The organism is Ruminococcus sp. 1001136sp1_2201st1_G3_2201SCRN_220225 (assembly GCF_040924365.1).
Taxonomy (GTDB): Bacteria; Bacillota; Clostridia; order Lachnospirales; family Lachnospiraceae; genus Blautia_A; species Blautia_A faecis.
On the sequence record NZ_JBCOME010000015.1, the window covers coordinates 1 to 15,766 of the forward strand.

At 38.6% G+C, this 15,766-nt stretch carries 13 protein-coding genes and 1 riboswitch; of the genes, 11 read left to right on the plus strand and 2 right to left on the minus strand.

Annotated elements, in window-relative coordinates; all coding sequences use genetic code 11:
- The first annotated feature begins 227 nt into the window (after positions 1–227).
- The 3 genes from AB5642_RS06780 to AB5642_RS06790 all read left to right on the plus strand — a co-directional run bounded on the left by AB5642_RS06780 (position 228) and on the right by AB5642_RS06790 (position 2,478).
- Positions 228–785 carry an RNA polymerase sigma factor gene (locus AB5642_RS06780; protein WP_173717383.1) on the plus strand — a complete coding sequence of 186 codons (558 nt, stop codon included), beginning with the start codon at positions 228–230 and terminating at the stop codon, positions 783–785.
- Positions 782–2,167: a DUF4179 domain-containing protein gene (locus AB5642_RS06785; protein WP_173719499.1), complete on the plus strand. Its 1,386-nt coding sequence runs from the start codon at positions 782–784 to the stop codon at positions 2,165–2,167. The genes AB5642_RS06780 and AB5642_RS06785 overlap by 4 nt, the downstream gene beginning before the upstream one ends.
- A 155-nt stretch (positions 2,168–2,322) precedes the next feature.
- Positions 2,323–2,478 carry a helix-turn-helix transcriptional regulator gene (locus AB5642_RS06790; protein WP_173719500.1) on the plus strand — a complete coding sequence of 52 codons (156 nt, stop codon included), beginning with the start codon at positions 2,323–2,325 and terminating at the stop codon, positions 2,476–2,478.
- Positions 2,479–2,630: 152 nt separating this feature from the next.
- Here the strand turns inward: AB5642_RS06790 and AB5642_RS06795 are convergent, their stop codons facing one another.
- Positions 2,631–3,197 (minus strand): folate family ECF transporter S component, encoded by a 567-nt coding sequence (locus tag AB5642_RS06795; RefSeq protein WP_173719501.1) that lies wholly within the window; start codon positions 3,195–3,197, stop codon positions 2,631–2,633.
- Between the two features lie 71 nt (positions 3,198–3,268).
- A riboswitch (THF riboswitch) is annotated at positions 3,269–3,366 on the minus strand.
- A gap of 194 nt (positions 3,367–3,560) precedes the next feature.
- On the opposite strand from AB5642_RS06795, the gene galE reads away from it, so the two are divergent.
- From galE to AB5642_RS06810, 3 genes are all read left to right on the plus strand, one after another.
- A complete protein-coding gene (gene galE, locus AB5642_RS06800; RefSeq protein ID WP_173719502.1) occupies positions 3,561–4,577 on the plus strand; it encodes a UDP-glucose 4-epimerase GalE in 1,017 nt (338 codons plus the stop codon).
- A 244-nt stretch (positions 4,578–4,821) separates the two neighbouring features.
- Complete coding sequence (locus AB5642_RS06805; RefSeq protein ID WP_173719503.1) at positions 4,822–6,192, plus strand: MFS transporter; 1,371 nt, start codon at positions 4,822–4,824, stop codon at positions 6,190–6,192.
- 60 nt (positions 6,193–6,252) lie between these two features.
- Entirely contained in the window at positions 6,253–7,686 is a 1,434-nt protein-coding gene (locus AB5642_RS06810) for an alpha-L-fucosidase (protein ID WP_173719504.1), read from the plus strand.
- A 115-nt stretch (positions 7,687–7,801) separates the two neighbouring features.
- On the opposite strand, the gene AB5642_RS06815 is transcribed toward AB5642_RS06810, so the two are convergent.
- Positions 7,802–8,692 carry an AraC family transcriptional regulator gene (locus AB5642_RS06815; protein WP_173717388.1) on the minus strand — a complete coding sequence of 297 codons (891 nt, stop codon included), beginning with the start codon at positions 8,690–8,692 and terminating at the stop codon, positions 7,802–7,804.
- Positions 8,693–8,895: 203 nt separating this feature from the next.
- On the opposite strand from AB5642_RS06815, the gene AB5642_RS06820 reads away from it, so the two are divergent.
- The 5 genes from AB5642_RS06820 (at position 8,896) to AB5642_RS06840 (ending at position 15,660) form a co-directional block, all read left to right on the plus strand.
- Positions 8,896–11,961, plus strand: a complete 3,066-nt coding sequence (locus AB5642_RS06820; protein WP_173719505.1) for a glycoside hydrolase family 2 TIM barrel-domain containing protein — start codon at positions 8,896–8,898, stop codon at positions 11,959–11,961.
- 39 nt (positions 11,962–12,000) lie between these two features.
- Positions 12,001–12,132 carry a hypothetical protein gene (locus AB5642_RS06825; protein ID WP_255610632.1) on the plus strand — a complete coding sequence of 44 codons (132 nt, stop codon included), beginning with the start codon at positions 12,001–12,003 and terminating at the stop codon, positions 12,130–12,132.
- Between the two features lie 310 nt (positions 12,133–12,442).
- Entirely contained in the window at positions 12,443–12,673 is a 231-nt protein-coding gene (locus tag AB5642_RS06830) for a hypothetical protein (RefSeq protein ID WP_330382810.1), read from the plus strand.
- A gap of 201 nt (positions 12,674–12,874) precedes the next feature.
- On the plus strand, positions 12,875–13,603 hold the full coding sequence (locus AB5642_RS06835; protein ID WP_173717389.1) for a site-specific integrase: 729 nt from the start codon (positions 12,875–12,877) through the stop codon (positions 13,601–13,603).
- 1,211 nt (positions 13,604–14,814) lie between these two features.
- Positions 14,815–15,660 (plus strand): Rpn family recombination-promoting nuclease/putative transposase, encoded by an 846-nt coding sequence (locus tag AB5642_RS06840; RefSeq protein WP_368371507.1) that lies wholly within the window; start codon positions 14,815–14,817, stop codon positions 15,658–15,660.
- The last annotated feature ends 106 nt before the right edge of the window (positions 15,661–15,766 follow it).

The following is a 15,766-nucleotide window of genomic DNA, read 5'->3' on the forward strand; positions in this document are numbered from 1 at the left end:
CTGCTTTTCATTATTTATTTTTACCCCCAAAAGTTAATCTACTAAAAACCAAAATTGTAATTTGGTTCTCAATTGAAAAAAGTTATATTTTTCTGTTACCATCCACTATTTTTTACGATATATAATATGAATGGAAATATTTTTATTCAAAAAGGCGCCTTATCTGTTGCTGGTCAGATTATGGACAGTGACTTTTATCTTAAAGAAACCCGGAGGACAACCTGTAAATGAATGATGATGAAATTATAAATCTGTTTTTGAAAAGAGATGAGAATGGAATTATAGAATTGAGTACTAAGTATCATCCCTATTGCTACAAGATTGCCTGGAATTTATTAGCGAATAGAGAAGATGCCGAGGAATGTCTGAATGATACCTGGTTTTCAGTATGGTCACAGATTCCTCCTACGCATCCTCCTGTATTGGCACACTTTTGCGGTCGGATTACAAGAAATCTTAGTATTGACCGTATAAGAAAAAAGTTTGCAGGCAAGCGCCCGGATGTTCATATGGCAGATGTTATGGATGAAATGGAGCAGCTAAATGTAACTTATACCGTGGAAGAACAGCTGGCAGAAAAAGAACTGATGGAAACCATAAATCGTTTTTTGGAAGAGATGTCTCCAAAGGACAGATATATTTTTGTACGAAGATACTGGTTTTTGGATCCTGTTTCTGCAATATCCAAAAGGCATCATATGTCAGTGGGAAGCGTGAAAATGAATTTATACAGAAACCGGAAAAAGCTGTTGAAACTGTTGGAAAAAGAAGGAGGACGCATATGAAAAAGTTTGATTTTTCAAAAGAATTTGGTAATATTGATCCGAAATATATAGAGGAAGCAGAGCGGGAATGGAGTGACAAAAAGGAAAACTGGAGACCAAAATGGTGGAGCAAAGCAGCAGCTGCCTGTGTGATTGTCACCTTGGGTTCTGTTATCTTTTCTAATCCGCATATCCAGGCTTCAATAAAAAATATTACATTGTCCATAGGAGAAACCCTTGGTTTCCCCAAAAGCATTGAATCTTATACGGAAGTGTTGAATACCTCTAAGGAAGACAAAGGAATTACTGTAACATTAAAAGAAGTGGTTCTGGATAATGGGGTTCTGTTAACAAAGGTGCATGCAGAAAAAACATCTTCCGGGCAAAAGGGCACGGATGATGTCCAGGATGCCTGGACCTTTGCCAATACACAGCTTAACATTGATTATCAGAAAACTACAATAAATGGACAGAAAATTGAAGAATACGAAAGCGGACACTATCTGCCGTATTCGGATGAGGATTTACTAAATACCGGACTGGATGAAAATGTCTATGATGCTGTTCTGGAATCCCGCTTTTCCCTTGATGAGGATTTGGGAGAAAATCCGGAAGTACATTTGGTACTTGGTGCTTATCAAAATGAAAATCTTGGCGAAGATTATTTTGCAGAATTTGAGTTTGATTTTTCTATTCCTCATGCGGAGCTTATGAAACAGACAGTTCATAAAAAGCTAGAAGATATTTCTATTAAAACAGAAGAAGGAACCGTGAAATTAACAGACTTTTCCATGAATAAACTGCAAAGTATAATTGCGGCAGAAATTCCGGAAGAACTTGAGGAAAAGCTGTATAAAGGTAATGAGATGATGCTTATGGGGACAGACAGTAAAGGAAATCAGGTACAGTATGAACTGCGCAGTAATTCAGCAGATGGTAAATCTCAATGGAGTTTTAAAACCAGTTTCTGGGGCATGTATCAGCTGGATTCTGACGGTCCGGTTCTTTTACTCCCGGATATTGACAGCGATTATCTGGAATTACAGCTTTATACCAGAGAGCCTTATATGGCTGCTGCAGACACTATCTGGGTTGATGACGATTTTGTAGAAATTGGTGAGACTACAGAAGAAGTGGAAGAAGTTCCAGAGGATACTTTGGAGGGAGAAAATCCGTCAGATGCAGAGGAGCCGATTGAAACTCAAATTATCGGAGGGGCAGTAGCTCCCACAGAAGTAAGGCTTCAAGACGATACAGACCAGAAAGAAAATACCGACGCAGCAAATAAAACGGATGAAGATTATGGAACCGAAGAAAGCGCATATGATGGAACTACAGGTGAAATCACTGCAGAATCTGACTGGACACCTGTCGGTGAAAAAATAAGGATTCAGATTAAGTAGAGAAACGTGAATCTTCTTAAAAAATACCATGTCAAAGAAGCTTTGCATACCTGTTTTTTCCACTGTAAAAGGTAAATTGCTTTTCATTAGGCAGAATTTTTTATATAATCCAAGTGAGAAGCAAAACCGATTGGAAGAACAGGAGCAGAGCAAATATGAACATTGGAACGCAGATATTAAAAATACGAAAAGAAAAGGCGCTGACTCAGGAGGAATTTGGAAAAATATTTCATGTTACCAGACAGACTGTGTCTAATTGGGAGAATGAAAAGAGATTCACGTTCATGGAAAAACAAATTCGTGCGATTTGACCAGATTGTGGGGAAAGCTGTTGTAAGATACTATCCTTCTTTTAAGTGGTTAGGATAATAAGAAACGCGAATATCAGTGGCTTATTTAGTACTGGAATATTCGCGTTTTTTATTTGATATCGCAAAGTTTTTATATTTTCAAATATATGTAATCAGTTGGCAGCCGGTTTTCTAAAAAGATTAAAAATTCCTGTCTGCTCAATCAATCTTGTGATGGTAAAGAAGATAAAGGAATCGATTGGCCACATGATCAGGTTCTTTACAGTACGCATTGGGAGGATTGCAAGGAATCCTTTTCCGTATAGCATGTCCAGCCATAAGGTATTTAACAGAACATTTACAATCAGAACGACAACCAGTTTTGCAATCAGCACGCGACGGAAAGTGAGCTTATGTTTGTAGTAAAAACATCCATAAATAAATGCCGCGAGCATTGCGTTAAAGGTGAACCCAAAGAAAAATGGACCATCAGGGCGGATAAAGAATTTCACAGTATCCAGCACACCGGCAAACAAACATCCGGTAATGGGTCCAAACAGATAATCAGCAATCTGGTTTGGAATACCGGAAAATCCAATTTTTACATAGGGACCGATATTGATAGAAGCAACTGAATTTAAAATCAGTGCCAGGGCAGCAAGCATTGCACAGACTGCCAGGGTAGAAGTGGTTTTCAGCTCTTTGGCTGAGGTGAGAAACATGTTCTTTGTTTTCTCCATAAAAAAATTACCTCCTTTTCTTTTTTCGCTCACAATAGGAGATAATTTATGGATTCATATTTATCTTCTGTTGCAGCGAGAAGCAATCCACGAACCGCAAGATTTCTCTTTTCGTCCTCCGGCAACTCTCCATCCGGAAGGCACTTTACGCTCATGAATTTACTCTGCATTACTTTACATGGGGCAGTATATAGCATATTATTGGAAAAAGCAAGAAAAAAATATATAAAAATATAAGTTTTTGCAATTAAGAAAACAGACAAGAAATCGTGGCATTTTCTCCATATTTTCTAAAACTTTGTCCATATGTTTTTACAAAAATCAGACTATAATAAAAGAAAAAACCGTTCAGGAGGAATCATTATGGCAATTTTAGTTACAGGTGGTGCTGGTTATATTGGAAGCCACACGGTAGTGGAGCTTCAGAATGCAGGATATGATGTTGTGGTACTGGACAATTTAAGCAATGCAAGTGAAAAAGCACTGGACAGAGTATCAAAAATCACAGGAAAACCAGTGAAGTTTTATAAGGCAGATATTCTGGACAGAGATGCTTTAAATGATATTTTTGATAAGGAAACTATTGAGTCCTGTATCCATTTTGCAGGTTTGAAGGCAGTTGGAGAATCTGTGGTTAAGCCCTGGGAGTATTATGAAAATAACATAGCAGGCACTTTAACTCTGGTTGATGTAATGAGAAAACATAATGTGAAAAATATTATTTTCTCTTCTTCAGCAACTGTATATGGAGATCCGGCGCAGATTCCGATTACAGAAGAATGCCCAAAGGGACAGTGTACGAATCCGTATGGCTGGACAAAATCCATGCTGGAACAAGTGCTTACCGATATCCAGAAAGCAGATCCAGAATGGAATGTTATGCTTCTTCGTTACTTTAATCCAATTGGCGCACATAAGAGTGGAACAATTGGAGAGAACCCAAATGGCATTCCCAATAACCTTATGCCATATATTACACAGGTAGCAGTTGGTAAGCTGAAGGAACTTGGTGTATTTGGAAATGATTATGATACTCCGGATGGAACTGGTGTAAGAGACTATATTCATGTTGTGGATCTGGCAAAGGGGCATGTAAAAGCGCTTAAGAAAATCGGGGAAAATCCTGGGCTTGCGATTTACAATCTGGGAACCGGAAAGGGCTATAGTGTTCTTGATATTGTAAAGAATTTTGAAGCGGCAACTGGTGTGAAAATTCCATATGTGATCAAACCTCGCCGAGCCGGAGATATTGCAACTTGTTATTGTGATGCATCTAAGGCAGAAAAAGAGCTTGGCTGGAAAGCAGAGAACGGTATCCGTGAGATGTGTGAAGATTCCTGGAGATGGCAGTCTAATAATCCGCAGGGATATGAAGAATAGGATGTATATTTAAAATAAGAGAGCTGTAAGATGCAGCCCTCTTATTTTTTTGAATAATTGACCTTATGTTATAAATGAACGCATTTTTTATCCTGAAATATTCTATTTTTTAAAATTCTACAATTTTGTGCATGTTTTGTTAAATGTTGTTTATGTAATTTTGGGAAAGATAAAGATATAATTATATTCGGATTAAGGAAGTACGAAAATAAACCTGAAAAAACAGGAGAAAGAGAAGGAAAACATGGAAGAAAAAAGATATTTGAAATGGTACAACAAAGTCGGATACGGTTCCGGAGATGTGGCTGGAAATGTGGTATATGCATTCCTTTCCACCTTCGTAATGCTCTATCTGACCAATACTGTTGGATTGAACCCGGGTATTGTAGGAACATTGATTGCAGTATCAAAACTGTTTGATGGAGTGACCGATATTTTCTTCGGCTCTATGATTGATAAGACAAAAACAAAAATGGGAAAAGCAAAACCTTGGATGCTGTATGGTTATATCGGCTGTGCAGTTACTTTGATCGGTGTATTTGCAATTCCGGAAAGTCTTGGACAGACAGCGCAGTATGCATGGTTCTTTATTGCATATTCCCTGTTAAATGCAGTGTTCTATACAGCAAATAACATTGCATATTCAGCTCTTACAGCTCTGATTACCAAAAACAGCAAAGAACGTGTAGAAATGGGATCTTACCGTTTTATCTTTGCATTTTCTACCAGTCTTTTGATCCAGTCTGTTACTATCAAGTTTGTTGAGATTATGGGAGGGGGAGCTGCTGGATGGAGAATTGTAGCAATCATTTATGCCATCATTGGACTTATTATAAATACAGTTTCTGCATTATCTGTAAAAGAGCTTCCAGAAGAAGTCTTAAACGAAGATGCATCAAGCGCAGTAGATGAAAAATATAGCCTTATTGAAGCTGCAAAACTGTTATTTTCCAACAGATTTTATATTATGATCTGCGTAACCTACATTCTGCAGCAGATTTATTCCGCAATGCTCAGTATGGGTATTTATTACATGATGTATGTATTGAAAAACGAGGATCTGTTCCCGGTATTTTCCTGGGTAATCAATATCCCGTTAATCATTGCACTGGTTATTACACCATCTTTAGTAGCAAAATGGAAAGGGTTATATAAGCTGAATCTGGTTGGATATACCATTGGAACCATTGGACGTGCCCTTGTAGTAGTTGCTGCTTATATGGGAAGCGTACCGCTTATGATTGCCTTTACAGCCGTTGCTGCATTTGGTATGGGACCATGGCAGGGTGATATGAATGCGGTGATTGCTAACTGTTCAGAGTATACTTATCTGACAAAGCATAAACGTGTAGACGGAACCATGTATTCCTGTACTTCCCTTGGTGTGAAACTTGGAGGAGGACTTGGAACTGCGATTACAGGCTGGCTTCTGGAATTCAGCCACTTTAACAGTTCACTTGCTGTACAGCCGGATTCCTGCCTTAGCATGCTTCATACTATGTATCTGTGGATTCCAGTTGTGATTTGTGTAATCATTACTTTTATTATGTCACAGATGAATGTAGAAAAGGCAAATGAAAAATTAAAGAACAGTAAAATGCTGAAAGCAAAATAATCATTAAGATAACGAAATATAGCAATGGGATGTAACAATAAAAATGTCTAGAGGATGATTATGAACTATAGCGGCTTAAAAGAAGACAAAAGATTAATTGAAGCAGTACCGACCGCAAGACAGATTGCATATGAAAGTATGGAATTTTTCTGTTTCATTCATTTTACAGTAAATACCTTTACCGGAAGAGAATGGGGCGATGGAACAGAGCCGGAATCTATTTTTAATCCGACAGAGCTGGATGCAAAACAGTGGGCGAAAACAGCCGCAGAGGGCGGTATGAAGGGACTGATTCTTACCTGCAAACATCACGACGGATTCTGCCTGTGGCCATCAAAATACACCGAACACAGTATCAAAAACTCTCCATATAAAAATGGAAAGGGTGATATTGTAAGAGAAACAATGGAGGCTTGCAAAGAATATGGCCTGAAGTTTGGTGTTTATCTTTCTCCTTGGGACAGAAACAATGAATCCTATGGAAAAGGAAAAGAGTATGATGACTATTATGTGAATCAGCTTACAGAGCTTCTGACAGAGTATGGTGATATTTTTGTAGTATGGTTGGACGGTGCCTGTGGGGAAGGCGCAAACGGAAAGGTACAGAAATATAACTGGCAAAGATACTACCAGGTAGTTCGCAAGCTACAGCCAAATGCTGTGATCTCTATTTCTGGTCCTGATATCCGTTGGTGTGGAAATGAAGCTGGTGAGGTACGCCCAAGTGAATGGAGCGTGGTAGCAGCAGATATGAAAGATCCGGCTCTGACCGCAGAGTTAAGCCAGCAGGAGGATAATGAAGAGTTCCGTGAAAGACCATTGGATGAAACACAGTCTGATCTGGGAAGCAGGGAACGTCTTGCGAAGGAAGAACGACTTGCCTGGTATCCGGCTGAGACAGATGTCTCCATCAGACCGGGCTGGTTCTATCACGAAGAAGAGGATGATAAAGTACGTTCTTTTGAGAATCTGAAGGATATTTACTTAAAATCAGTTGGTGGAAATACTACACTTCTGTTAAACATCCCTCCGATGAAAAACGGAAAGATCCATCCAACGGATATTCAGAACCTGAAGCAGTTAGGTGGCTTTATCAAAGAAAGCTTTTCCAATAATTTAGTGGAAGAAGCTGGTATTACAACCATTCCACCACTTGACTGCCGGGAGATGTCCCCAGAAGTTCTTAGAACCGATGATTATGAGACTTATTTTCTGAATGAGGCTGGAACCAATAAACTGGTTATCAAGATTAAATGGATTGAAAGAAAAAAACTACATTATCTTGTTCTGAAAGAAGCAATTCCGCTTAGCCAGAGAGTTGAGGCATTTAATGTCTGCTATGAAGAAAACGGCAGCATAAAAAAATGCTATGAAGGAACAACTATCGGATATAAGAGAATCGTCGATTTGAAGGGAATCCATACAGATAGTCTGGCAATCGTAATTGAAGATTCCAGAGTTGCACCTGCGATGGCATTTGTGGGAGTATATTAAAATAGAAGAATAAGAAGTACATATGACTAGGGGAGAGCGTATGTAGAATATTAGTAATAAAAATAAATCAATTAAAAGCCCAGGCAGTTTTTGAACCTGGGCTTTCGTATACAGATCATTTCTTTTCTGGTTCAGTCATCTGATTCTCTTCATTTTGCCGCAGTTGTTTCCGAAACTGTGACGGCGAAGCGCCAAACTGTTTCCGGAAAAAGCGGCTGAAATATAATGGATTTTCATATCCAACCAGATTCGAAATTTCTGTAACATTGTAGTTTGTGGTTTCCAACAGAGATTTCGCATTTGAAAGACGCAGGTTCTGTATGTACTGGGCGGGTGTTGTATTCGTATATTGTTTGAAGTTCTGGATAAACCAGCTAACACTAATATTTTTCGAAGCTGCATATTTTTCAATATTAATCTGTTTATTGTAATGCATTCGGAAATAATCAACTGCCTGCGCCATGTCATCCATGATCATCGGATTCTTCTTGTGTGGTTTTACAAGAATCTGGCGGTGAAGAAGGATTAAAAGCTGCATAAAGTAATACACAAGAAGCTCTTCATAGTCATCTTTCCGCAGCTGCAGTTCTTCAATCATGTTCATGTACAGATGCTTGTATTCCATGGAGACCCCGGAATAAATCACATGAACGCCATCTACAATGCCGTATTTGCGGAGGATATTTTTGACGTTATTCCCAGTAAAATGAACCCAGTACACTTCCGGATGGTCGGCACCATAATAGTAGTAGCGCTGTTCTTCTTTTGGACGGTACAAAACCATGTTTCCAGCAGAAACAATTTCCTCTTTTCCATCAAAATAGAAATGTGCTTTTCCAGAAGCAACGTAAAGAAGCTGGTAATCAAGCCGACCTCGCGGCCGGTGCGTTGGCAGCTTCTTTATTGTATACAGACGGTAAGTACCGCAGCTCCCTATAAAAATAGGATGTTTTTTATCTTTAAAATCCAAGCGTGTCTGGTGCCAGTAAGCGGAGTTTGTGTACAATATAAATTACCTCCTTGTAAATCGGAACAGATTGTGCATATTTCAAAATTAATAAAAAAGTGTATATTTTTGTGTCTTTACTTGTTAAATTATATCATTTTGTGCATGTTTTGTCGAACAGAGTTTATGTAAATTTTTTAAAAAACAGGTATAATCATATCAGATGTTAAAACAGAAAAATATATAATATTGGAGGAGCAAATATGATTGTACCAAAACACTACGAAAATCTGAATGTGTTACATGAAAACACCATGCCCCATCGAGCATACTACATGCCTGCATCAAAGGATATGGGATCTCTTGTACATGACAGAGAGAAATCTGACCGTATGGAGCTTTTAAATGGAAACTGGAAATTCCAGTTCTATAAGAGCATTTATGATCTTCAGGAAAAATTTTACGAAGCAGGTTATGACACTAAGGGCTTCGACGAAATTCCAGTTCCGGGAATCTGGCAGAACTATGGCTATGACAGCCATCAGTATACCAATGTCCGTTATCCAATTCCGCTTGATCCGCCATATGTACCACAGGAGAATCCTTGCGGAGCGTACGTACACCAGTTTGAATATAAGAAAGATTCCAAAGCACCAAAAGCATACTTGAATTTTGAGGGTGTAGATTCCTGCTTCTATGTATGGATCAATGGTGTCTATGTAGGCTACAGCCAGGTGGCTCATGCAACCAGTGAATTTGACGTGACCGATCATCTGAAAGAAGGAACAAACACTTTAGCGGTACTTGTCCTGAAATGGTGTGATGGAACTTATTTAGAAGACCAGGACAAATTCCGTATGACAGGAATTTTCCGTGATGTATATCTGTTAAAGCGACCAGAAAGTGTACTGTATGATTATTTTACCACTACATCTATAGGGGAAAATGGTGCAGAAATTGAAATTCGTGCGAATTTTCTTGGGGAGAGCAATGCAGCAGAAAATACTAAAATTGTAATCCGGAATCATGAGGGAAATACGGTGGCTACAGGTACATTTAAGAAATGTGACGATGAAAATTTTGCTTACAAAGCGGTATTAGATATCACAACCCCTGTACTCTGGAATCCGGAACAGCCATATCTGTATCAGGTGCTTTTCCTTTCCGAGAATGAGGTGATCATAGACCGTATCGGTATCCGTGAAATCCACTGTGAGGGAAGCGTAATCTATATTAATGATGTAAAAGCAAAATTTAAAGGTGTAAACCGTCATGACTCCGATCCGATAACCGGTTCCGCAGTAAATATGGAGCAGATAAAAAAAGATCTGATCATGATGAAACAGCACAACTTTAATGCAGTCCGAAGCAGCCATTACCCGAATTCTCCTTATTTCTATCAGCTTTGTGATGAGTATGGCTTATTTGTGATCGCAGAAGCTGATAATGAGAGCCATGGAACCCAGACACAGTACTTGAAAAATTCAGAGTGGGAAAATGTAGTTGAGCAGTGGAATAAAAGAATTGCAAATAACCCGGATTTCATTCCTGCAACCATGGACCGTACCAGACTTTGTGTGGAAAGAGAAAAAAACCGCCCATGTATTGTAATGTGGTCTATGGGTAATGAATGTGGATATGGATGTACCTTTGAGGAATCCCTAAAATGGACCAAAGAATTTGACCCAACCCGTCTTACGACTTATGAGAGTGCATTCTATCAGAGTACAGACCGTGAGTATGACTATTCTAATATTGATGTAGTTGGAAGAATGTACCCAGCTTTTTCTGAGATTGATGAATACATGGAAAAGAATCCGGATAAGCCTCTACTTCTGGTAGAATATTGCCACGCCATGGGAAATGGACCTGGAGACCTGGAGGATTACTTTGAATTGATCCAGAAGTACGACAGTCTTTGTGGAGGTTTCGTATGGGAGTGGTGTGATCATGCTATTTACAAAGGCCAGGCTGAAAATGGCAAGGGAATCTATTATTATGGAGGAGATCATGGCGAAGAAATTCACGATGGAAACTTCTGTATGGATGGACTGGTTTATCCTGACAGAACACCACATACTGGGTTAAAAGAATACAAAAATATATATAGACCGGCAAGGGTTCTTCACTATGATCAGAAAACTGGAGATATGGTTCTTCATAACTATATGAATTATGTTGATCTTAAAGATTATATTTTTCTTATATATGAGGTGAGCGTTGACGGAGAAGTTGACTGTGTAGGACAAATTGAATTAGATGAAAGTATACCAGCTCATGAAGAAAAAACAATCAAACTTCCTGTTTCAATACCAGATAGTGGAAAATGTTACCTAAAAGTATCTTATTGTTTGAAAAATAATACTCAGATTTTACATTCGGATGAGTCTCTTGGATTTGATGAAATCCTTTTAAAGAACATAGATGGAAGAAATCAGAAAGCCATTAAACTTCTTGCTGAAATGAATACTGATAATAGTTTTACTGTGGAAGAGTGTGACAGATACTTTACAATTCATGTAGGGCAGGAAAATACTTATCGCTTCAACCGACTGACAGGATTATTTGAAAGCATTACTGTAAAGGGAAAAGAACTTCTGACTCGTCCTATGGAATTAAATATCTGGAGAGCACCAACTGACAACGACCGGAAAATCAAATTAGAATGGATGAATGCTCATTATGACCAGAGCTATGCAAGAGCATATGAAACTTCCTGCATTACCAAAAATGGGAAACTACACATCTTAGGAACGTTAAGTGTTTCTGCACCTACCGTACAAAAAATTCTTGATGTGAAGTCAGAATGGATTATTACTTCGGATGGCGCAATCCAGGTAAAAATGGATGTAAAGAGGGATTTGGAATTTCCAATGCTTCCGAGATTTGGAATCCGTTTATTCCTTAACAGAGATTTTGACAACGTAGAATATTACGGAATAGGACCTGAGGAAAGTTACGTAGATAAGAGAAGAGCCGGCAGTCATGGAAAATATGATGCTAATGTACTTGAAATGCATGAAGATTACCTGCGTCCACAGGAAAATGGAAGTCATACCGACTGTGACTACCTTATCTTAAAAGGACAGGAAAATACTTTTGCAGCTGCAGGAGAAAGGACATTTTCCTTTAACGTATCCCCATATACTCAAGAGGAACTGACAACCAAAAGACATAGCTATGAATTACAGCCTTGTGGAAGTACGGTCGTGTGCCTGGATTATGTCCAAAACGGAATTGGTTCTAACAGTTGCGGGCCTGAGTTGTCAGAACAGTACCGCCTTGATGCAGAACAGTTCAATTTTGAAATTAAAATGATAATTAAATAATACAGAATAAAGAAGCTGCCAGCTTAAACGGAGCAGGCTATGGCAGCCATTTCCCAGAAGGGAATCCGAATGACTATTACTGTACTTGCTTCTCTGCCAATCTTCGCGCTATATCCATTCATGCAGAAGTATTTCTCAAAAGGAATTATGGTGGGTGCTGTAAAAGGCTGACTTTAATAATCCCTGGCATTCGATCATTATGACAGATGCCGGGGATTTGTGTATTACAAACTAAAAAAGTATGCTGCATATAAAATATTGACCAGATAGTTGCTGTAAAAATTTATCCATAAAAAATTCTGTAACAACAGAGTATGAATTGGAGTGCAAATTCCGGCTCATCTGAGCACGATATCCGTAAGCGCTTAGATCTTGGGTAGCTTTACTGTCTACGTTTTTAAACTCATAATGATAGTAAATAGATTTTTACTACACTCCGCTTGATAGGAGATAGAAATTTACTACATTTGGAGGTTTCATTATGAGTAAGAAACGTGCTCCAGGGCGTTCCCTGGACGAATTGATGGAACTGATAACCGAATGCAGACAAAGTGGCCTGACAGATGCTGCATGGTGTAATGAGCATGGGATATCTCCCAGCTGTTTTTACAATGCAGTTACCCGTCTCCGCAAAAAAACCTGTCAGATACCGGATCCAGCCCCCAAAGACAGCTCTCTTGACCTTACATCCCATAAACAGGATTACAGATGAAGAAATTGTGTCAGTATCTCATTTGGCACCGATTCATGATATCGGAAAGACCGTGCAGACAAAATATCACCAAACAAAAAATACATTATTCCCGTCCTGGGCGATAAACGCATAAATGATGTAACCACAGACGAACTGATAAAGATCCTGAAAGAGACCGAGATCCCTGATACCCAAAACTTTCCGATGGAAGAATATTCTATGTTGTGTGATGCAGTATCCAGTTTCTTTCGGAATGCCATGGAATTATACTGTGCAGGACAGGACAATGGTACGGCTGCTGCCAATGCCATAAGATCCCGTGGGCTGAGAATTTGGGACGATAGTGTTTCTTACGATACTTCCGAAGCTTATTCTTTCCAGCAGCTTTTGCAGCTACTGAAGATTTCCAAATGGAATGCCCCAACGCTTTATCTTCCCATGCTCCTGTCCGCCACTGCCGGCCTGCAGATTGCAGAGATTGTCCGTATTCATTTTGATGATATCGACCTTGATAATCATTGCCTTGATCTGCCGAGGACTCACAAAGACTACAACGGTCCCCGTTCCAACATCGTACTGTCCATGGAAAATACCAAAACGGTATACCTGCCAGATATTATAATGAACGAGATCAAAAATCAGGAAAAGCGTCTAAATGCACTACAAGAACAGGATGCGAAATTTAATCCATTCCGATATCTGATCTGGAGCCAGAGTGGGAGACAACAGCAGGAGAATTTTATCAAGAAACCTTATGAACGTATCCTGTCCAAATGCTCTTTTCCTGCATTTCCATGGAGAAGCTTTCTAAAGATACGTTTAACAGACATAGAGATAGACGAATTAGAAGATTTTTTAGGGTATGAGACTTCCATGAACTTTGGTGCCTGCGAGATTCCCATTGATAAGCACGATCTTATGAATCTTACAGGAACAACATACTTTTGAAAATATTGGCATAGTCAGCTTACCCGGCTATGCCGTATTTTATTACCAGCAAAGGTCATCCGTCCCCGATGCAGGCAGATACAACACACAAATCGAGTGACCAAAACTGTTTTTCTTTCCATGTCAGGCAAAAAAATCTCTGTTTTTCAATAGGGCTTTCCCTATTTTTGTGACCAAACTGCTTTATAATTGTATGCCCGAGCTAAAAACACTTGAATTTCTTCCATATTAAGTGACCAAGGTTGGCTTCTGATCCTATCGCAATATAAAAAAAACTCTTTTTCTATAATATTTCCAACATGATTCTATATTCAAGCCGATTTTGCAAACAAAGCTTGCGCTTCCCTTACCTCCTGTTATATAATAAAAGCTACTGTTAACGGTCATTACTATCATTATATGGGAAATAGTTTTGCAATTTTCTAAATAAGGAAGCTGTTTCTCACTAAAAAAGTGACCAAACCCACTTTTTAGCCCCATAATGAGCTAAAAAATAGGGCTTGTTTTTACAGATTATCAACAAGCTCTAAATCAGGCAGATATTCTATGGCAGCAATCTATGTTTTGCAAACTCTGCCGTCTTTATTGTAAGATATATACAAAATACGAAAGGGAAACTATGAGAAAATTAGCACTTAGTGACGAAATATTACTTAGTGTTGACAAAGCAGCCCGCTACATTGACGGTGAAGTCAACTCCATAATGAAGGATAAAAAAGAGGTGACCACCCGGGTCGCATTTTGCTTCCCGGATGTCTAGGACACGATTTTTTTACCTACTACCTTTTAAAAATCACTTAGTTCTATTTGATGTTATTTCCTACCTTTTTATCTGTATCATTTTGTATTATTTTGTGTTATTTAAGCTTAAAAGGGATTCAATAACACAAAATAAGCCTTTGACAAAAGGCCATTTTTGACCACCTTTTGCAATCAATTTTCTGTTTCATACTTTCGGATCATGCCCTTTTATATGACAAAATTTGATATTTTTGTAAAAAACAGGTTTTTATGCAATCTGTCAGTTGTCTAATAATACTTCTTATGGTTACAATTCGGTTTCCAGACGGCTATTGCTGGTATTTTCTATTACACCTGTTCACTCATCATAAAAAGTATCTTGTAAAGGAATTCCATTAATGTTAAGATAGAATCAGATAAAAGTACTTTCACATTCATCAATCGAAAATGCCAGGAGGTGATTGCTGTAAATGGCTGATGAAAACACCCTATTAAACAGTGATTTAGAGTCACGCTACGAAAAATACAAAGGCATTATTAAGAATTTTACACTCATGAGTGATATATTTATGCGAAACGTGTTCAAGAAAAGAGAATGTCTGGAATATGTTCTGCAGGTCATTATGGAGAAACAAGATTTACACGTGATTGATCAGATAATCCAAAAAGATTATAAAAATTTGCAGGGACGCTCCGCAGTAATGGACTGCGTTGCCAGGGATTCCACAGGCAAACAATTTGATGTGGAAATCCAGCAGGATAATGAAGGAGCTTCCCCCAAAAGAGCCCGGTACCATAGTGGACTGATGGATATGAATACCTTAAATCCTGGACAGGATTTTGAGGAACTGCCGGAAAGCTATGTAATTTTTATTACCAGGGACGATATTCTTGGATATGGACTTCCCATTTACCACATTGACCGGCAGATCAAAGAACTGGAAGAGGCTTTTCAAGATGAAGCACATATCATATATGTAAATTCCAGGAATCAGGATGATACAGAACTGGGAAGACTGATGCATGATCTACACTGTAAAAAGGCAGATGAGATGCACAGTCCGATTCTTGCAAAACGAATGTATGAATTGAAAGAGACACAGAAAGGGGTTGAGCTTATGTGCCATGAAATGGAGAAAATCTATAGTGAAGGAATGGAAAGCGGAGAGAAACGTGGCGAGCTAAAGGCAAAAAAAGAAACCGCTCTTTCTATGGCAGAAGAAGGCATGAATATCCAAAAGATCGCCCGTCTGGTTAAGGTAAGCGAAAAAGATGTCCAGAAATGGATTGATGAGAATTTGTGTGCAATGAAATAAGTAGGATAATATTGTTGATGGGCAGGTCTGTTTTGGGCTTGCCCATTTTTCAAAGAACTTATTAATCTTTCACAATATGAAGATTTTTATAATGTACCCTATAAGG